Here is an 18,970-nt window from a genome sequence, read left to right as displayed (position 1 = left end):
TTTATTGTTTTATCGTAGTGATCTATTTCTTCGATCTATTACCTCACGATTATTAATTATTCATTATTAATTACATCCGCTCCGGTACTTCAATTCCCAGCAGCTCCATGCTGCGGCGGATGGTATGCGCGGTATGGGTAATGATCTGTAAACGCAGGTTCTTCTTTTCTTCGGATTCTGCATTTACAATAGAGTAAGTGTATTTACCATCTACCTTCTCTGCATAAAAAGAGTTAAACTCCTGCGCCAGTTTAAATGCATAGTTGGCGATCACAGAAGGGCTCATTTCTTTTTGCGCATCTTCCAGCACTTCGCCAAACTGTTCGTTCAGCATGATCAACGATTTCTCTAATGGCAGTAAACTGTCATTATGCCTGTAAGTGTCCAAATGACTGGTATCTGTCACTCCGGCTTCACGCAGAATAGATTTGATACGTGCATGTGAATATTGAATGAACGGCCCGGTAAAACCATGGAAGTCAATAGACTCTTCGGGATTAAAGATCATCCGCTTTTTAGGATCTACCCGCAGCAGAAAGAATTTCATAGCGCCCAGTCCGATTACTTCGTACAGGCGTTGCAGTTCATCCTCGCTGAAATCTTTCAGCTTGCCGGATTCTTTGGTGTGCTGGGCAGAGGTGTTCACCATTTCAGTGATCATATCATCCGCATCCACTACGGTGCCTTCCCGGCTTTTCATACGGCCATGCGGCAGCTCCACCATGCCGTAGGAGAGGTGGAAAACCCCATCGGCAGCCGGTTCCTGCAGCTTTTCGAGGATCAGCTTTAATACCTTAAAGTGGTAGTTCTGCTCATCCGCTACTACGTATATGCTCAGGTCCATCTGGTAGTCATCATACTTCAGGCGGGCCGTGCCCAGGTCCTGTGTCATGTACACGGAGGTACCGTCGCCACGCAGCAGCAGCTTCTGGTCCAGGCCATCATTGGTCAGGTCTATCCAGACAGAGTTATCTTCTTTTTTAAACAGCACGCCTTTACGTAGGCCGTCTTCCACCAGGTCTTTACCCAGCAGGTAGGTTTCGCTTTCGTAATAGATCTTGTCAAAGTCAATACCCAGGCGTTTGTAGGTTACATCAAAGCCCTGGTACACCCAGCCGTTCATGGTGCTCCACAGGGTACGCACTTCCGGGTTGCCGGCTTCCCACTGCTGCAGCATAATTTTAGCCTGCTGCATGATCTCCGTTTTATTCCGGGCCAGCTCTTTTATTTCGTCATGGATCTTGTCGGATTTTTCTTTATCGGCATGTATTTCCGGCTTATGCAGCAAAGCGCCCAGCTTTTCTACCCGTTCCAGGTCAGCGCCGGAAAAGTCACGGAAGTCATTTTCCAATACCCGTGCAATAATGGGTTCGGCCTGTTCTTTCAGCAGGGTTTCAAACTTTACGTAATAATCGCCCACCAGGTGGTCGCCCTTGATGCCGGTAGATTCCGGTGTATCGCCATGGGCAAACAGCTGCCAGGCCAGCATGGATTTACAGATATGGATACCCCGGTCGTTCACCAGGTTGGCTTTCACCACCTCATATCCATTGGCTTTTAAGATCTCTGCAATGGAGTAGCCCAAAAAGTTATTCCGCAAGTGCCCCAGGTGCAGGGGTTTATTGGTGTTGGGAGAGGAGTACTCCACCATCACCTTTTTACCATTGGCAGGCTTGCGGCCTACGTTGTGGTTGTTGAAATTCGTTTGCAGGTATTGTACCCAGTACTCATTATTGATGCTCAGGTTCAGGAATCCCTTTACCACGTTAAAACCAGCTATCAGCTCCGGGAAGTGGGCAGCCAGGTAAGTACCAATGGTATTGCCGGTTTCCTCCGGTTTCTGGCGGCTGAACTTAGTGAAGGTAAATACCACGATGGTATATTCCCCCTCAAATTCGGGTTTGGTAACATTAATGGCAATATCGTCAACGGGTATATCCTGTTTATAAAGCTCCTTAATAGCGGTGGCTGCTGCTGATCTGATGGTTTGTACAACACTCATGTGGAAAACTGTTAATGCAAAGTAGCAGCAAAGGTATAAAAAAAGTCCATGGTCCATGGTTGATGGTCCATTGCCTTTACTATTAAGGATATAAAACAGAAACAGGCAGTAGGTAACTACTGCCTGTTAGAATTTTATGTCTTTCATGTACTAATTGCCTTATGAAGCAGGCAATGGACCATCGACTATGGACCATGGACTATCAACCATCGACTAAAAGAAAGTATACGACACCCCTATCTGCCCAACAGAGTTACGGCTGTCGTTAGCTCCGTCATAAATATCTGTAATACCAAAATTATAGCGGCCATATACGCCGAAATTAAAGGGCAGCTTCACACCCAGGCCAATGCCGGCGCTTATGTCGGCGCTGTTATATCCGTCCTTTACATCTATGGTTAGATTGCCGCCTTTGTCTTTGGCGCTTACCAGCAAACCCAGTTGCGGACCTGCTTCAATGTAAAACTGCGGAATAATGTAATACTGGAACATTACCGGCATGTTAATGTAATTAAGGGCCAGTGTACGGTCAGCACTGGCGATGCTGTGTTTTGTGCCCTGTCCGGAAAAGTACAATTCCGGCTGCAGGGCCCATTGATGAAAGCGGATATTTACAAAACCGCCAACATGACCGGATACCCGGGCCTTTGAATTGTCAATTTCTGTCAGATTTGCAATGTTTAAACCGCCTTTAGCACCAATGTGAATTTTTTGTGCCTGTACAGTTAAAACGGCGGAAGCCGCCAGGAGCATCGATAGGATAAGTTTTTTCATAATATATAAAGATAGTTGTGCGTAAGGGGCAAATTATATGCCGGTTTACGGTTAGGGCAGGAGGGAAACACTTACTGCCACAAAATGTTGCCCACTAAAAAACAGCCGGGGCGTTCTGTCAGAACGCCCTGGCTGTGTATAGTAATGGCAGTGCTACTGCGGGTAAAAGCGTATGCAACTGGTATTAAAAGCGCATAGCACTCAGGGTAAAAGCGCATAACGCTTAATACAGCGTAAATTCCACGCGCCGGTTCTTCTGTCTGCCGGCAGCGGTTTTATTGCTGGCAATGGGCTGGGTTTCGCCATAGCCGGTTGCCTCTATTCGTGATGGATTAGCGCCTTTGCTTACCAGGTATTGTTTTACAGATTCTGCCCGGTCCTTGGAAAGCACCATGTTCTTGGCATCCGTACCTACATTATCCGTATGGCCAGCCAGCTTCAGGCTAAAGCCTTTGGTTTTCAGCAGTTCTGCCACGCGGTCCAGAGAGGGGTAGGATCTGGGTTTAATACTGGCTTTACCGGTTTCAAACTCCAGGTTCTGGATGGCTTCGCGCACCAGCCTGCGGTCGTCTTCCGTGATCTGCTGCACCACCTTGGTAACCCTGGGGGTGGTATCTTTAGGCAGGTCGCAGCCGCCGCCATCCACCTTGCTGCCTTGTGCAGTGCCGGGGCATTTATCAAAGAAGTCGGATACACCATCCCCATCACTGTCTTTCAGCAATTTATCAACATCTGCGCTCAGGCGCGCATTGGCGCTGCGGCTGCTTTCCAGCTCTGTTTGCAGGGCTGCCTTTTGCGCTGCCAGCTCATCATACATTACCTTGGCAGGGTTGTTCCAGGTGAGCTGTGGCTTATGGGTAGGGCCCAGGCTAAATTCCAGGCCTGCGTATCCATAGGAATATTTATCGCGGTCAGGGCCATAATTAACGCCATCCAGGTTATCCCCGTCCAGGAAATGGATAGTATAGCCCAGGTCCAGGTTCACCATATCCGATAATTTGAATTTCAGTCCCGCACCTACCGGAATGATCAACTCCTTAATAGAGCCATTGGGTTTGTATTCCCTTTCAGTACCATTGGTGGGCGTTATCTTGGGACTGTATCCCGCTAAACCGCCGCCGGCTGAAACATAGATCTGTACAAAGTTCTGTTTATACAGCCAGTTAATGGTGGCTACATTCACGACTGCGCTTAAAGCGGCAGACCATTTTAATGAAGTTTCAAAAGATTCATAGGGCCGGTCAGGCATCTTGCCATTGCCCAGCTCCTTGCTATTGTCGGCCTTTAGCTTGCCGCCAATGTAGTCCGCCCTTATGCCCAGTGCATGTAAGATCTGCCATTTAACATAAGCTCCATAGCCGGCAGAGGCTTTCCATTTTGTAAAATCATTACTGCCGCCGGTGGGGGATACAGGCGCCAGCAAGCCGCCATTCACCCCAATAGAAAAGGTCTTGTAATCTTTTGTACCGTTAAAGATGCCTGCAGATGTAGTACTGCCCGCGGGGGTATTTGTTTGCGCCAGCGTGATGAGTGGCGTAGCCAGGGCCAGTATAATGCACATGGCCCGAAAGGTGAAGGTTGTTTTCATAAATGGAAGGTTAGTTAGTACGTGACATAATATGGTCCAGTCCGTTAGTTAGCATGGGTTACTGCTCTTCATAACAAATAATACCGCCTAGAGTTCAATGAACTGACATATTTGCATACAATTTCGCTTGGCATAATCATTGACAAATCATAGGCAAACACACAATCAATCTACAACTAAAGGAGAATCTTAAATATTATGGGAAAAATAATAGGTATCGACTTAGGAACTACCAACTCATGCGTTGCCGTAATGGAAGGTAACGAGCCGGTAGTTATAGCCAACGACGAAGGGCGCCGGACAACCCCTTCCGTAGTGGCCTTTTTAAAGAATGGAGAAAGAAAAGTGGGTGATCCGGCTAAACGCCAGGCTATTACCAACCCGGTAAACACCATTATGTCAGTGAAGCGTTTCATGGGCCGTCATTACGACGAAGTAAGCCAGGAAATACCGCACTGGAGCTATAAGGTAGCCAAGGGCGATAATAACACCACCCGTATAGATATAGACGGCAGGTTATATACACCGCAGGAAATATCTGCCATGATCCTGCAGAAAATGAAGAAAACGGCCGAAGATTACTTGGGCCAGGAAGTGAACGAAGCGGTAATTACCGTACCGGCTTACTTTAACGATGCACAACGCCAGGCAACCAAAGAAGCCGGTGAAATTGCAGGTTTGAATGTACGCCGTATCATTAACGAGCCTACTGCAGCGGCACTGGCATATGGCCTGGATAAAAAACACCATGACAGCAAGATCGCTGTGTTTGACTTAGGTGGTGGTACATTTGATGTGTCCATCCTGGAGCTGGGCGACGGCGTATTTGAAGTAAAATCTACCAACGGTGATACACACTTAGGTGGCGACGACTTCGATAAAGTGATCATGGACTGGCTGGCAGAAGAATTTAAGAAAGATGAAGCTGTAGACCTGCACAAGGATCCAATGGCATGGCAGCGTTTGAAAGAAGCTGCTGAAAAGGCAAAGATCGAGCTGTCCTCTTCTTCAGAAACAGAGATCAATCTGCCTTATATCACTGCAGTGGATGGCGTACCCAAACACTTGGTGAAAAAGCTGACCCGTGCTAAGTTTGAGCAGCTGAGCGACAAACTGGTGGAAAGAACACTGGAACCCTGCCGCAAAGCCCTGCAGGACGCCGGTTTAAGCAAAGAACAAATTGACGAGGTAATACTGGTAGGTGGTTCTACCCGTATCCCGAAAATACAGGAAGTAGTAGAAAAATTCTTTGGTAAAAAACCGAACAGGGGTGTGAACCCGGATGAGGTGGTAGCTATTGGTGCTGCTATCCAGGGTGGTGTACTGACCGGTGAAGTAAAAGATGTACTGTTGCTGGACGTAACCCCGCTGTCACTGGGTATTGAAACCATGGGCGGTGTGTTCACCAAGCTGATAGAATCCAACACTACCATTCCGAGCAAGAAATCTGAAACCTTCTCTACTGCTGCAGACAGCCAACCGAGTGTAGAAATACACGTACTGCAGGGTGAAAGGCCGATGGCTAACCAGAACCGTACACTGGGCCGCTTTATCTTAGGCGATATTCCGCCGGCGCCGCGTGGTGTACCTCAGATCGAAGTAACCTTTGATATTGATGCCAACGGTATCCTGCACGTAACAGCAAAAGATAAAGGAACGGGCAAAACCCAGAACATCCGTATCGAAGCTGGTAGCGGCTTAAGCAAAGAGGAAATAGAAAAGATGAAGGCTGAAGCTAAAGCCAACGAAGCATCCGATAAGGAGCAGCGTGAAAAGGTTGAGAAGATCAACCAGGCCGATAGCTTAGTATTCCAGACAGAAAAACAGCTGAAGGAATATGGCGATAAGCTGCCGGCTGACAAGAAAGGTACTATTGAAACTGCATTGAATAAGCTGAGAGAAGCGCAGAAAAGTCAGGATATAGCACAGATCGATGCCGGTGTGGCAGAGTTGAATGCTGCCTGGACCGCTGCTTCTGAAGAAATGTATAAAGCTACGCAGGGTGCACAGGCCAATGGTGGCGCTGAAGAACCCCAACCGCAGGCCCAGGATAATGCCGGTGGCCAGGGTGGTGTAACAGATGCAGAGTTTGAGGAAGTGAAATAGAAGCATAAAGCACAAAGCATAAAGCAAAAAGCCGATTGTTGCGATTCCGTGACAGTCGGCTTTTTTTTTGGCTAAAGCCGAAAGCAAAAAGCATAAAGCTAATTATAACGTTTGGTTTGACCTCCATATAGTTACGCAATAGTCGCAGTACCCGGCGTTCAGTATTCCTCCGGCTTTCTGCTTTTTGCTTTCCGCTTTTTGCTTAATTTTAGGCTCCATGCAACTCAAGTTATATCCTTTTGAACTCAAATTCCGGCACACCTTTACTATTTCCCGTAAGTCAAAAGACGTGCAGCCATTACTGGTAGTGGAGCTGTTACAGGATGGTTACAGTGGCCTGGGTGAAACGGCAGACAACAGCTACTATCATATAACGGTGCCCATGCTCATGGATTCCATTAATGCGCACCGCAGTCTCATTGAAGCCCACCAGCTGGATACCCCGGAGGCCTTCTGGGAGCAGCTGTATCCCCTGTTTAAGGATAATATGTTTGCCCTTTGCGCCCTGGACCTTGCTGCGCACGACCTGTACGCCAAAAAGCTGGGCAAAAAGCTATATGAAGTATGGGGTCTGGATATTTCCCATAACCCGCTTACAGACTACACCATTGGTATAGACACGGTAGAGAACATGGTGCGCAAGCTGCAGGAGTTTCCCTGGCCTATCTATAAAATAAAGCTGGGCACCCCGGATGATATTACCATCATTAAAGAGCTCCGCAAACATACAGATGCTATTTTCCGAGTAGATGCCAACTGCGCCTGGGGCGTAGCGGAAACCTTACGGAATGCCGCCGCCTTTAAAGAGCTGGGGGTAGAATTTATTGAACAACCGATGCCCGCCGCAGACTGGGAGGGTATGAAAGAAGTATTTGCCCAATCAGCCCTGCCTATTATTGCTGATGAAAGCTGTATTGTAGAAACCGACGTAGCCAAATGCCATGGCCACTTTCACGGTATCAATATTAAGCTTACCAAGTGTGGGGGTATTACACCGGCCCGCCGCATGATCGCGGAAGCCAAGCGTGTAGGCATGCAGGTAATGACAGGCAGTATGAATGAGAGTACTGTTGGTACTTCTGCCGTTGCCCACCTGTTGCCCTACCTGGATTATGTGGATATGGACGGCCCCTTGTTACTGGCTGCTGATACCGCTACCGGTGTGAAGATCATAGACGGCCGTATTATTTACGCCGACCGTCCTGGTACAGGGGCGCTTTTAATTAATAATGAATAATGAATAGATTGTTGCGTATAAGAAAGCCCTGATTGGTTATCCAGTCAGGGCTTTTTGTTGATATTAATGTGATGTAGTAAGTACTATTCTTCCACTACTTTCAGCTGTTCTGCCAGGAATACTTCGTGCTTTATCTGCCCTGTAGCGGTGATCATTTTGCCCAATAAAGGCTGCAGCGGATTAGTGCCGGTTACCGGCTGCCTGGCAGGCCGTATCAGGAAAGTGCCGATGTCTGACACCAGGTAAATGCCTGTGAAACTGCGTTTGGTATTAGCATAGAAAGTACGGAGCTCCAGTTTGCCTGTTAATTGTAACGGGCCTGTAGGATGTTTAGGTGAAGGTGGTACTTTCATGTATGATGCAGATATGGATTTCGTGCTAAGTTACAAATTTTATACTTGCCTGGGCGGCAGGGATTACCTATTTTTAATGATGTTGATTAAACGCTACCGTTAACCGTTGACCTAGAACAAACACCCACGTATGAAAAAGCTATCTGTTTACACGATACTGTTCACTGTTGTATTTTCCGGTCTTATGATGACAACCCAGGCTCAAACCATTGCCCGTATTGTAGTTGATGCCGGCAAGTATAAACGCGATCATACGCCTGTATCCATTACGCTGGATGATATAACGGCGGTGGCCGACAGCCTTTTTACACTCGTAGAAATTAAAGGTACCCAGCGCATTAATGTACCTTTTCAAATAGAAGCAGGTTATCAGCGCCGCCTGTGGTGGATCCTTTCCGGTACCAGCGCACCCAATACCCAGCGCATATTTGAATTGCAGCAGGGAGATGCGCACTGGAACTTTAAATCAACCATAGAAGCCATTGACCAGGAAGGCACCATCCGCCTGCAGGAAGGCAGCCAGCCTATTTTACAATACAACTACGCCATGGTGTATCCGCCTGCAGGTATTGACAGCGCTTATAAACGCAGCGGGTTTATCCATCCTTTATGGGCACCTAACGGTGCGGTGCTTACAAACATTCATCCCAAAGATCACTGGCACCACGTAGGCATCTGGAATCCCTGGACACATACAGAGTTTGAAGGCAAACAGGTAGATTTCTGGAACCTGAAAGAGAAACAGGGCACCGTACGTTTCACCGGTTTTCTTTCCAAAACACAAGGCCCGGTGTGGGGCGGTTTTAAAGCCCTGCAGGAACATGTGGTATTGAAAACAGGCGGTGCAGAAAAAGTAGCGTTAAATGAGGTATGGGATATACGTACCTATCCTGCATTGGCAGGTGGCAGCCGCCGTGTATGGGATATGACATCTATTTACAGCTGTGCAGGACAAAGCCCTTTATTGCTGCTGCAATACCGCTATGGTGGCGGCTTTGGTTTCCGCGCTACCCCCGAATGGACCAATGCCACCAGCCAGGTGCTTACCTCCGAAGGCCGCACCCGCAAGGATGCAGACAGCACCCGTGCCCGCTGGATCAAAGTAACCGGCGAAACCAGTAAGGGCCGTGCCGGCATGCTGGTGCTTTCTTATCCAGCCAACTACGATTCACCGGAACCTGTTCGCGTATGGGCAGAGAATATGGAAAGAGGGGAGCTGTTCGTGAACTTTAGCCCTACTAAAATGAAACCCTGGCTGCTTACTTACGGGAAGGAATACACGTTAAAGTACCGCATACTGGTGTATAACAATGATATTACGGTAGCAGAAGCAGATGCGCTTTGGAATGATCTGGCGCACCCGCCGGTAATAAAGGTGGAGAAGCGATAAATGCCGCTATCATTTTTTCAGCTGCCTGAAATGCTTCACCATGGCATAGGCGCCCCATATTCCCATGATCAGAAATATAACAATAAGGCCCCATTTGCCGGCCAGCCGGTAAATAGGCCTTTCCAGCCTGCTTAAACGGATGCCGGAAGCAGCGCCGGAAAATTGTATGTAACGGTAAACGGCAAAACCAAATCCAATGGCCGCTACAACAGCAGATCCAAGAACCTGGCCCCAGGAGGAAGCACCGGAGGGTGGCGGGGTAGAGGATGGGTTATTCATGCGCTATAGATTGAAGGATAAATATAACTATTCATCCGCTATAGCAAAGTAGTGAGTGCAGGTAAATTATCAGGCTGCTTTTTCGGATTTATGACCGGCTGCATATACGGCAGACAGCAGATCGCGCGCAGGTATATTCTTTTCAAAGTACAGATCAATGCTGTCAAACACGATCTTACCATTCGGGTTCAGTACAAATATACCGGGCGTAGGCACATCTTCGTTAACACCGGAAATGCGGTCCCAGATAGGATCGGTAGTAGAGTAAATACCAAACTGGCTGGCAATCTTATGCTGGCGGTCCCATACTACAGGGAAAGGCACCGGCTGTTTATTAGTCAGTATATTAAAGAAAGTGCTGTCTTCATCACTCAGTACCAGCAGATCGCCACCCATTACCTGGATATCAGCGTGCAGATCACGAAGCTCCTGCAGTCGTTTTTCAGCATAACCGTTCCAGTGGAAGGAGATAAATGCTACTACCAGCGGGCGGGAGCGGCCGTGTATGTCTTCCGGCAGGCCGGCAGCATTGATCACCTGTGCAGCAGGCAGGCTGAAGTCAGGCGTTACATCACCGGTGTGCAGCGGCGCCAGCTTGTTACGGCGCAGGGTAGGTGCGTTAAACCTTTCCGGAAGGGTTTCCAGCGGAAGATCTGCGTATCTGTAAGTGATGGACATAAGCTAAATGTTTTTAAGTTGGTTGGTGAGGCAAATATAGGGAATAATCCTATTAGTCTACAGGATTAGTAGGAAATTATTTTTTGCAATGGGGATGCAGCTGATTTAGGGGTTGAAATTCAATGCTTACGCCTCCTCCATATCCATTGTTTGCGGGGGCATCATTAAAGGTGCGCGGGTTTTGCGGATGCGGTCTACTTCCTCCTTCCAGTTATCGCCAAACAGGCGGCCCATTTTTTCATCAATTTTCTGAATGGTATCCTGGATCTTTTTATTGTGTACATAGTCATAGTAATCCCGCAGCAGGTAAATGTATACGGAGGTGCTGATCTCCTCATCCTGCAGGCTTAAACCTGCCAGGTAAGCTTCTTCCAGCACCATGTAATAACGGCCGGTATTTTTGCGGCGGCATAGCTCTGCTGCCTGGTACCAGCCGTTCATAGCCTGCTGGTTAAACTGGTGTTCCTGGGCCAGCTTAGCCTGTTTAATGAACCATTCAATGGCCTCATCAAAGTTCTTGCGTATTTGCGCATAGGCGCCATGGTAGCCGTAAAACTGCACCATTAAAGGCAGGCAGGCAACATCGCCCTGTTGCATGCCCTGTTTGGAAATGCGCATACCACGCTCTAATAATATGGGTAATTGGGGATCGCGTTTAAAGTAGAACAGCATACCGGCATACATGATATGTGCGGTGGCAAACAACCCTTTGTTGCCACTTTTTTGCGTATAATCCAGCGCTTTTTGCCCCCACTCATGCAGACGTTTAATATCTTTTGCCTTCAGTGCATCGCCCATTTCAAACATGCAGCGGCGCAGCGCTATTTCAGGATCGTTGGGATTACCGCTTTTGGCCAGCTTTTGTATGGCATTTTGCAGCTCAAGGGGCACATGCATGGAGTGCATTTGTCCGGGAAACAGCCGTTCATGGATCGCTAATTGTTCATTGCCCACATGGTCAAACATTAGCAGTTTTACACCTGCAGGTATGCCTTTTTTCAGCATATTGGTGAGCCAGTTCTTCAGGCCGCGCATATGGCTTACCTGCCTGGGCAGCACAGCCAGCACCAGCTGCTTATCCGCTTCCTCCCTGGGCAGGGCCTGTCTAAAATCATTCAGCATGCGCAGCAGCGTATCGTCCAGCGGTTGGCCATTGCCGTGCTCCAAAGCCTGTTGATAGGCTTTGGGGTTCCAGGTAAAAGCAGCATTTCTTTTTTGCAGCTCTTCCATCAGGGCGGCGCTGTTATCAAAAGTTTCCAGCCAGTCTTTTATAATGGCTGCGCTAAAAGTATCCTCATCTTCAAAATTGGTGAGGTGGGTTACAAACACTTCCGGCATTTGCCCGTACGGCGATGATTCCAGTTTGCAGAAACCTTCGTACACGCGGGCTTCTTCTGGTTTAATAACCAACCTCACTACGCGCAGCTGCGGGTTTTTAGCCACCTCTTTCAGCCATGCGTGCTGTATCTTGTTCAGCTCAAATGCTATGGGATTGTGTTCGTTCATGTTAGCAGTTAAGATTCAATGCTCCTCCATTAATATCAGCTGTTGCACTGCCGGCCATTTTTATAGCGGTGCTGGTAATGTCCATTTTGGTATTGCCTTTTGCTTCACAATGATCTGCAGTTAGCTTCATATTAGCGCTGCATATCAGTTCATGAAGGGTATCGGCTGTAGCCTTGATCATATCAGCCGCGGATGTAATTTTATTAGCGGTATTATCCACCGTTATTTTAGCCGCACCTTCCCCTATGATCACTTTTTCGGAACCTTTGATATGTATTTCTTTTGAAAGGAACTCTATTTTATTGGGTGCATCCACCACGATCTTATCATCTGTTTTAACAGTTACCAATGTTTGGGACTGTACAGTGATATTACCGGAACCATCCATGGCCATTGTACTGCCGTTTTTATCGGTAACAGAGATACTGCCGGTAGCATCGTCCAGCTTAATAATGTTGCCGCTGCGGGTTTTCAGCGCTTTCACATCATTACCGGAATTACCAAAGCTGCTCTTGGCTTTACCATTATAAGTGGTACCTATTACAAAGGGCAGTTCAGGATTGCCGCCTTCAAAATCTATAATTACTTCCTCACCTTTTTCGGGTATTATAAAAAGGCCTTTATCGCCACCACCGGAAGCCGATATTACGCGGATCCAGGGTGTTTGACCGGTTTGCTGCCAGCGGAAACGGGCCCTGATACGTCCCAGCCCTTCGGGGTCGTTGTTTTCCAGTACCGTAGCAGATTGTGCTTCACAGAAAGGATGGTTATCCATCCGTACCAGCGGCGCAGCCACTTCTTCAGGGATAGCAGTAAAATCATTTTCGTAATTACCATTGCCGGTGCAAAAATGGGTAACAGAAGTTACTACATATTTACCGCGGTTCTGGTCCTGTATAAATGCTTCTTTTACTTCTACCGTATTACCTACCTGTAAGCCGGTATTATCACTAAAACCTTTTAACAGCACCATGCCTGCTACCTTGTTTTTCTTGGATAGCTTGGTAATGTATTCAATCTCTTTATCAGACTGCCGTCCCAAGGCTTCATTGATCTTATAAGTAGCCTGTTTGGTAAAGATGGAATCACTTACTTTGGTTAGATGCTGCGTATAATCGTTACCGTTAATACTATGTGCATTGGTACTATTTTCTACCAGGCTGTCTTTATAATAATCCAGGCCTACGTAACGGCTGTTGGTAGGCAGGGTATTCAGCTCTATGGAATAAGAGGAAAGGTCCACACCATAGCTCAGCAGCAGCGATGCACCGGCAGCCGCCTGGCCAAATACCAGCTCCGTACCGTTATAATAGAACCATTCGCCAAAGCGGTTGGCCAGGCGTTGCAGAAAACGGTAAGTATTTTCCTTATACTGTACAATGTAGGGAATGGGTGTGGTGTGTACGGGTTTCACATTGGCTTTTATGCCAGCGCGGCCATACTGCCCCAACAAATTATTCACTATATCAGACAGTGATTTTTCTTCGTATGCTTCAATATGCGGCTCGTCATCCAGCAGAATGGTAGGACTATAACCGCGTATTATACATTCGGCTTGTGCAACACCACCACGTTTGCCGGTAGCAATATTAGTAACAATGCCTTTAAACAGCAGCGGGTTGCCGCCTTTGCCAGAGAAATCCTGTTCTATGCTGATGTTAATGGGTTGACCAATGAGCGCTTTTGTTTTGGAAATGGCATCGCTCTCCATACCGAACAAGCTGGCCGGATCAACCACCAGTTCAAAGTAATGATGGCCATTTACGCTTTGTGTAAGCTGCAAGCGGTGAAAATCTCTGATTGCCGTTTCTGCTTGTCCGCTGATGGTGATCTGGGTGCGGGTTTGAAGTGCCATATGCAAAATTTATTGGATCAAAGAAATTGTTTGAATAGTTAATTCATATTAATCGACAATAGTACCTCTCCAGGCAACTGCACATAACTTATAGCTGCCTTTAATTTTTGCGAAAATGAGGGCCTGGTTTGTTTCCTTGTTTTCATTTTCTGCCCACTGTGCGTAGGATATATATATTTTTGAATCCTTGTCTATGATGGGTAGTAATGCGTTGCCGCCGGTGATCTGCTCACCAAATTCTTTTGGGTCAATGGCTAACAGGCTGTCAGCAGGCGTTTCCAGCACTTGTGTACGGGGCGCTTTTCCTAAGATATCCGGTAAGGCGGCAATGAACTTTGCCGTGTCAGCATCAGCATTATTGCTGATGAAAGGCGAAACGCCCTGCAGCGGAAAATGTGTAAGTGTAATTAACTTGCTGTTGTCGTGATCTTTCACTGCCTTTTGAAAAGAAGGCCAGAAAGTTTGCAGGGTAGGGTAGTCTGCCGCAGTAGCAACGGTGTCGGTAACCGGTGGAGCAGTAGCTGCCAGTGCGGTACTGTCGGCTGTTGCAGCAGAGCCATTAGAAGCATTACAGGCGCCCACGCTGAGCGAAGCAATACCTAGTACCAATATATATCTGAGCAATTGTGTATTCACAGTAACTAATGTTTATGTGCGTGTAATTTTAATGGCGCCGGTTTCCTCCATCCGTTTCAGTAATACCGCGCAACCTGGTTGTTTGGATACCAGGTTCGCATCAAACTTACCGTCAGAACCGTATTTACCTTTTGTATAGTGGTTAGAATAACTCCACAAATAAGGTGTCAGCATTTTATTGTGATACGTGTAATAACCAATACCGTTATACTTTTCCAGCCATCTCAAGATCTTGGGGAGGGTCCAGGAGGTTTCCTGGTCGATCTTCATCATTTTAATAGCATCTACTGCGCTTTCTTCAAACTCAAACGGTGGAGCATGGCCTATTTGCGGCCGCTTTTTAGGCACATGGGTAGTATACCCTGTTAACGGATCTCCGTTATGTAAATGCTTATTAAAGTTGCCACCGGTTTCTGTATAATGGATACAGGCAATAAAGTACCAGGGGATCTGTGCGCCGGATGAACCTTCCGTGAGCACTGGTGCAGCCGTCATATAATGCCGGAGTGCCGGGTGGAGGGAGGTATCATAACGGGTATCAAAAAAATAACAGGATCCTGATCTTTCATACATATAATAGTCTGCATACCGGATCCCGTACTTAATGGCCAGTGAAATATACTCATACCGCCGTTGATTGTTAGACATCTTGTTAACAACGGTATTTACTTCGCTCAGCTTTTCCGTTTTGATCTTACAGGTGTCAAACAGTTGAACATATTCCTGATCAGTAGGTGTAATAGCGCCTGCCATACGTTGATCTGTTAATATATTAAGGCCAATCCCATTAGGAGACCGGCCAAATAGTTTTTACACTGCTCATGTCCCTACACCGGCCACGGATTCTGAAAAGAGCTGCTGTTCAGCTTCACTTCCTTCGCTGAAATAGTGATCTGTACCTGCATGGGGTGATCGCCGCTGGCCTGGAAGCGTTCTTCATAGTTTACGCAATAAGCATCGGAGAACTTTAATTCTTTGAGCTTGGATAAAGCATCACGGCGGTAAAATACAATGCTGCCGCTTTTGGTTTTTGTGTTGGAGATCATCCATTCAAACAGATCGGTGCTGCCATCGGATTCCAGGGTTACGGTGATCTGTCCGCCGGTAGGCCGGGAGGCAGGTTTACCATTATGATCTATACCTTGTGCAAAGGAAAACTGACAATCCAGTACGTTGATTTCTTCACCGTCTAATTGCATGACTGCTTTAAAAGACATATAGTTAATTGTTTTTTGGATAATAGATGAATAAGCTAAATAACCGTGGATGCTGTTAATACAGGGCTGGTGATGCGGTTAACCTGGTCAACGTACAACAATAACCACTGCTGCAACAGCACAATTTATTTTGGGTGTAAGGCTTTTCTCATGGCGTATTTTATTTGGGTTAAAACAGTTTCAAGGTTCATCAAACTTCCAGGTACGAAAATAGGTATTCTTATACATTTTCAATGCCTGCCTGTTATTAATTCTCCCGGTTGCTGTTGCCTATCCAAAATATTGCCAATCTCTATCAGGCAGCAACATATGCGGTTAATTATTAAAATGAGATCATTTTTTATAACAGGTTCCTTTAATGAACGGTGTCACGGTTTGCCGGCTGCGTAATGGTTTACGTGCTTTTGGTATTTTTAACAAACAGTATCTTAATTGTTCTGAATAAAGATATGTTGCCCACGAATGTAATAAATTATTGCACCTTTGCAACAGACTTGTATAAGCCTCTTTTATAAAATTAACATGACCCTGCAGGCTTCCATAAAAAGTTATACGTGTGTATTTATTATAAAATTAAATGAATATTGAATTTATTATTTTTATTAATTGTTAATTCACCAAACTGATTAGTAGTTATTTATGAATCGTTTATTACCGGTTATGATGTAAATCGTTTGTTGTAATGTGCGGTTGAGATTGGTTGTTTGCAAGCCACCACAGCCCCTTACACCGCGTAGGAAATTTATTATATACATTTAAAGTGTATCTTTATTGCTTCGATATAGGATACAAGTATCATAATTTTTTGACCCAAACCATTGGCCCCCAGGCTATGGATATACGAACTGGAACATTTAGAAAAACCGAGAATCATCCCAAATGACCCTGGCTACATACACTACATATACTCCAGAGGTGCAGGCAGCCATACGCATTGCCCAGGCAATCGCGAAAGAATACCGCCATGCACAATACACGCCCGCACATTTATTAAAAGCATGTTTGCATAAGGAAGTAGGCATCGCCGCCGCCCTGCAGGCCATGGATATAGATATCTATTACCTGGAAGAGTGGGCCGATGTACGGCTGGATAACCATCCCAAAGCATCGCGCCTGCCGGATGAACCGGAAGATGATGACCAGGCAGCCGCCGTACTACAGGAGGCAGATTCCATCCGCCTGGAGCAGAACCTGGATGCCGCAGATGCCTGGAGCCTGTTGATAGCGCTCAGCACACCCGGTGTAGGTTTTTCTTTTGAGCAGCTGAAAACATTCCCCTTTACAAGAGAGCAGCTGCTTGCCCGGTATAACAATAACGGCAAAACGAAACAGCTGGTCACGGTGAACGGTCAGGCCGGCACACCCCTAAGTTCCGCAGCATTAAAATATGTATACCGCCTCACCGACCCCCAACGCCTGGAAGAAAAACATGCGCTGATCGGCCGTGATGCGGAGATCCGTATAATGACGGAGATCCTTACCCGTAAAGGAAAGTCCAGCATACTTATTATAGGAGAAGGCGGGGTAGGTAAAACCTCCGTTGCAGATGGACTGGCACGCGCCATTGTACAAAAGCAGGTGCCGCTAAGCTTACAGCAAACAGAAATTTATGCGCTGGACTATGGCGCCTTTATTGCCGGCGCAGCGTATAAGAATGAGCTGGAAGACCGCCTGCTGCAGATCATTCAACAGCTGAAACAAACGGGAAAGCATATACTTTTTATAGATAACCTGCATACCCTGCTGGATAAGCAGCCGGGTTCCGGCAGCGGAGGCATTGCCAACATTCTGAAAGCTTCCCTGGGTAAAGGGGAGATCATTGTTATTGGCAGCAGCACACCGGAAGGTTTCCGCAAGCTTATAGAGCCGGATGGTATGTTACGCCACTGCTTTGAAACCATTACCCTGCCCGAGCCGGATGAGGCCCTGGCAGATCGCATGATACAGGCCGTAATACCTTCTTACGAAGAATACTATCGCTTAAAAACCAGTCCGGATGTAACGCTGGAGGCTATACGCCTTTCACGCCGTTACCTGAAAGAGCGCAGCCTGCCGGATAGCGCCATTAACCTCCTGGATCGTACCATGGCCGCCATCCGCACCCTGCAGGATACCGGCGCGCAAACCTTACAGCAGCTGCAGCAGCAATTAACGGATATAGATGTAACTAAAGATACCGCCAAACAGGACCTGTTATGGCTGTATCAGCAGCTTACACAGCGGCTCAGCACTTTACTCACCAGCCGCTTGCACAATCAAAAAGACCTTTATAAAATAGACGATACACAGGAACTGCATGCTACCTTACAGGATATGCTGCAACAGCTGCAAACGCTGGCAGCCAACCACCAGGATGAAGTAACTGTTGTGGACCTGGCAACCATTATTGCAGAAGCCACCGGCATTCCCCTGGGTAAGATCCAGTCCGAAGAGCGGGAACGCCTGGTGAACATGGATGCCCATTTACGCAAACGTGTAGTAGGACAGGACCATGCCCTCAAAACCGTGGCAGAAGCTATCCTGGAATCCCGCTCAGGTTTAAGCCGCCCGGGCCAGCCCATTGGCTCGTTCTTTTTCCTGGGCCCTACAGGTACCGGTAAAACAGAACTTGCAAAATCTTTGGCAGACTTCTTGTTCCAGGACGAGCGCTGCATGATCCGGTTTGATATGTCTGAGTTTAAGGAAGAACATTCTGCAGCCTTATTATATGGTGCTCCTCCGGGTTATGTAGGTTATGAAGAAGGCGGATTGTTAGTGAATAAGATACGGCAGCAACCCTATGCCGTAGTGTTGTTTGATGAAATTGAAAAGGCGCACCCCTCTGTTTTCGATATTTTTTTACAGATCATGGATGAAGGGAAGCTGCATGACCGCCTGGGTAAGACCGGCGATTTTTCCAATGCGCTGATCCTCTTCACTTCTAATATAGGAAGCGATGTAATTGCACAATCTTTCCGGGATGGCGTTATTCCGCCATCACAGCAGCTCATGGAAATTATGGCCCGTCATTTCAGGCCGGAGTTCCTGGGCCGGTTAACGGAAATAGTGCCGTTCGGGCCTATTCAGCAGGAGAATGTGGTGAAGATCTTTGATATTCACCTGAAACATTTATTGCAGATGCTGGAGCAGCAGCAGATCGGTTTTAATGTATCGGATGCTGCAAGGCAGCAGCTGGCCACGCAGGGGTACTCTCCGCAATACGGCGCCCGCCCGCTGAAAGAGGTGATCCGCAGCCGCCTGCGCAAACCCCTTTCCCGCATGATCATAGAAGGCAGCCTGCAAAAGAATATGCAGGTGAATTTAGATGTGGATGATAAAGGAGAATTACAATGGGACGTTAAGTAATTAC

15 protein-coding genes are annotated in these 18,970 nt (G+C 47.1%); 4 read left to right on the top strand and 11 right to left on the bottom strand.

Annotation, left to right across the window (positions count from 1 at the left end):
• Window positions 1-70 precede the first annotated feature (70 nt).
• The 3 genes from BMZ54_RS15055 to BMZ54_RS15045 all read right to left on the bottom strand — a co-directional run bounded on the left by BMZ54_RS15055 (window position 71) and on the right by BMZ54_RS15045 (window position 4,364).
• Window positions 71-2,002 (bottom strand): arginine--tRNA ligase, encoded by a 1,932-nt coding sequence (locus BMZ54_RS15055; RefSeq protein ID WP_089913083.1) that lies wholly within the window; start codon window positions 2,000-2,002, stop codon window positions 71-73.
• A 213-nt stretch (window positions 2,003-2,215) separates the two neighbouring features.
• Window positions 2,216-2,776, bottom strand: coding sequence for a porin family protein (locus tag BMZ54_RS15050; protein ID WP_089913080.1), 561 nt, complete (start codon window positions 2,774-2,776; stop codon window positions 2,216-2,218).
• Window positions 2,777-2,999: 223 nt separating this feature from the next.
• Window positions 3,000-4,364 (bottom strand): OmpA family protein, encoded by a 1,365-nt coding sequence (locus BMZ54_RS15045; RefSeq protein ID WP_089913077.1) that lies wholly within the window; start codon window positions 4,362-4,364, stop codon window positions 3,000-3,002.
• A 198-nt stretch (window positions 4,365-4,562) separates the two neighbouring features.
• On the opposite strand from BMZ54_RS15045, the gene dnaK reads away from it, so the two are divergent.
• Together dnaK and BMZ54_RS15035 are read left to right on the top strand one after the other, a co-directional pair.
• Entirely contained in the window at window positions 4,563-6,470 is a 1,908-nt protein-coding gene (gene dnaK / locus BMZ54_RS15040) for a molecular chaperone DnaK (protein ID WP_089913074.1), read from the top strand.
• A 217-nt stretch (window positions 6,471-6,687) separates the two neighbouring features.
• The gene (locus tag BMZ54_RS15035; protein ID WP_089913071.1) at window positions 6,688-7,707 is read left to right on the top strand and encodes a dipeptide epimerase; all 1,020 of its coding nucleotides are present in this window, start codon (window positions 6,688-6,690) and stop codon (window positions 7,705-7,707) included.
• 83 nt (window positions 7,708-7,790) lie between these two features.
• Here the strand turns inward: BMZ54_RS15035 and BMZ54_RS15030 are convergent, their stop codons facing one another.
• Complete coding sequence (locus BMZ54_RS15030; RefSeq protein WP_089913068.1) at window positions 7,791-8,060, bottom strand: hypothetical protein; 270 nt, start codon at window positions 8,058-8,060, stop codon at window positions 7,791-7,793.
• 130 nt (window positions 8,061-8,190) lie between these two features.
• Between BMZ54_RS15030 and BMZ54_RS15025 the strand changes: the two genes are divergently transcribed.
• The gene (locus BMZ54_RS15025) at window positions 8,191-9,450 is read left to right on the top strand and encodes a DUF6807 domain-containing protein (RefSeq protein WP_089913065.1); all 1,260 of its coding nucleotides are present in this window, start codon (window positions 8,191-8,193) and stop codon (window positions 9,448-9,450) included.
• A 9-nt stretch (window positions 9,451-9,459) separates the two neighbouring features.
• Here BMZ54_RS15025 and BMZ54_RS15020 read toward each other — a convergent pair whose 3' ends face one another.
• The 7 genes from BMZ54_RS15020 to tssD form a co-directional block, all read right to left on the bottom strand.
• Window positions 9,460-9,729 (bottom strand): hypothetical protein, encoded by a 270-nt coding sequence (locus BMZ54_RS15020; RefSeq protein ID WP_089913062.1) that lies wholly within the window; start codon window positions 9,727-9,729, stop codon window positions 9,460-9,462.
• Window positions 9,730-9,798: 69 nt separating this feature from the next.
• Window positions 9,799-10,407 (bottom strand): redoxin domain-containing protein, encoded by a 609-nt coding sequence (locus BMZ54_RS15015; RefSeq protein ID WP_089913059.1) that lies wholly within the window; start codon window positions 10,405-10,407, stop codon window positions 9,799-9,801.
• A 126-nt stretch (window positions 10,408-10,533) separates the two neighbouring features.
• Complete coding sequence (locus tag BMZ54_RS15010; RefSeq protein ID WP_089913056.1) at window positions 10,534-11,913, bottom strand: hypothetical protein; 1,380 nt, start codon at window positions 11,911-11,913, stop codon at window positions 10,534-10,536.
• A 1-nt stretch (window position 11,914) separates the two neighbouring features.
• Complete coding sequence (locus BMZ54_RS15005) at window positions 11,915-13,768, bottom strand: type VI secretion system Vgr family protein (RefSeq protein ID WP_089913054.1); 1,854 nt, start codon at window positions 13,766-13,768, stop codon at window positions 11,915-11,917.
• Window positions 13,769-13,816: 48 nt separating this feature from the next.
• Window positions 13,817-14,404, bottom strand: coding sequence for a hypothetical protein (locus BMZ54_RS15000; RefSeq protein WP_089913051.1), 588 nt, complete (start codon window positions 14,402-14,404; stop codon window positions 13,817-13,819).
• A 12-nt stretch (window positions 14,405-14,416) separates the two neighbouring features.
• Entirely contained in the window at window positions 14,417-15,157 is a 741-nt protein-coding gene (locus tag BMZ54_RS14995; RefSeq protein WP_089913048.1) for a hypothetical protein, read from the bottom strand.
• Between the two features lie 74 nt (window positions 15,158-15,231).
• Window positions 15,232-15,621: a type VI secretion system tube protein TssD gene (gene tssD, locus BMZ54_RS14990; protein ID WP_089913042.1), complete on the bottom strand. Its 390-nt coding sequence runs from the start codon at window positions 15,619-15,621 to the stop codon at window positions 15,232-15,234.
• Window positions 15,622-16,500: 879 nt separating this feature from the next.
• Here tssD and BMZ54_RS14985 point away from each other — a divergent pair.
• The gene (locus BMZ54_RS14985; protein WP_089913039.1) at window positions 16,501-18,966 is read left to right on the top strand and encodes an AAA family ATPase; all 2,466 of its coding nucleotides are present in this window, start codon (window positions 16,501-16,503) and stop codon (window positions 18,964-18,966) included.
• Window positions 18,967-18,970 lie beyond the last annotated feature (4 nt).

The sequence above is a fragment of the Chitinophaga rupis genome, assembly GCF_900109685.1.
In the GTDB taxonomy this organism is placed as follows: Bacteria; Bacteroidota; Bacteroidia; order Chitinophagales; family Chitinophagaceae; genus Chitinophaga; species Chitinophaga rupis.
The sequence above is the reverse complement of the archived record's forward strand: the minus strand, read 5'-3'. Positions and strand labels throughout refer to the sequence as shown.

Excerpts from the sequence above, each read along its gene's own strand:
- BMZ54_RS15055 (WP_089913083.1), bottom strand. The coding sequence starts at position 2,002 with ATGAGTGTTGTACAAACCATCAGATCAGCAGCAGCCACCGCTATTAAG.
- BMZ54_RS15050 (WP_089913080.1), bottom strand. The coding sequence starts at position 2,776 with ATGAAAAAACTTATCCTATCGATGCTCCTGGCGGCTTCCGCCGTTTTA.
- BMZ54_RS15045 (WP_089913077.1), bottom strand. The coding sequence starts at position 4,364 with ATGAAAACAACCTTCACCTTTCGGGCCATGTGCATTATACTGGCCCTG.
- dnaK (WP_089913074.1), top strand. The coding sequence starts at position 4,563 with ATGGGAAAAATAATAGGTATCGACTTAGGAACTACCAACTCATGCGTT.
- BMZ54_RS15035 (WP_089913071.1), top strand. The coding sequence starts at position 6,688 with ATGCAACTCAAGTTATATCCTTTTGAACTCAAATTCCGGCACACCTTT.
- BMZ54_RS15030 (WP_089913068.1), bottom strand. The coding sequence starts at position 8,060 with ATGAAAGTACCACCTTCACCTAAACATCCTACAGGCCCGTTACAATTA.
- BMZ54_RS15025 (WP_089913065.1), top strand. The coding sequence starts at position 8,191 with ATGAAAAAGCTATCTGTTTACACGATACTGTTCACTGTTGTATTTTCC.
- BMZ54_RS15020 (WP_089913062.1), bottom strand. The coding sequence starts at position 9,729 with ATGAATAACCCATCCTCTACCCCGCCACCCTCCGGTGCTTCCTCCTGG.
- BMZ54_RS15015 (WP_089913059.1), bottom strand. The coding sequence starts at position 10,407 with ATGTCCATCACTTACAGATACGCAGATCTTCCGCTGGAAACCCTTCCG.
- BMZ54_RS15010 (WP_089913056.1), bottom strand. The coding sequence starts at position 11,913 with ATGAACGAACACAATCCCATAGCATTTGAGCTGAACAAGATACAGCAC.
- BMZ54_RS15005 (WP_089913054.1), bottom strand. The coding sequence starts at position 13,768 with ATGGCACTTCAAACCCGCACCCAGATCACCATCAGCGGACAAGCAGAA.
- BMZ54_RS14995 (WP_089913048.1), bottom strand. The coding sequence starts at position 15,157 with ATGGCAGGCGCTATTACACCTACTGATCAGGAATATGTTCAACTGTTT.
- tssD (WP_089913042.1), bottom strand. The coding sequence starts at position 15,621 with ATGTCTTTTAAAGCAGTCATGCAATTAGACGGTGAAGAAATCAACGTA.
- BMZ54_RS14985 (WP_089913039.1), top strand. The coding sequence starts at position 16,501 with ATGACCCTGGCTACATACACTACATATACTCCAGAGGTGCAGGCAGCC.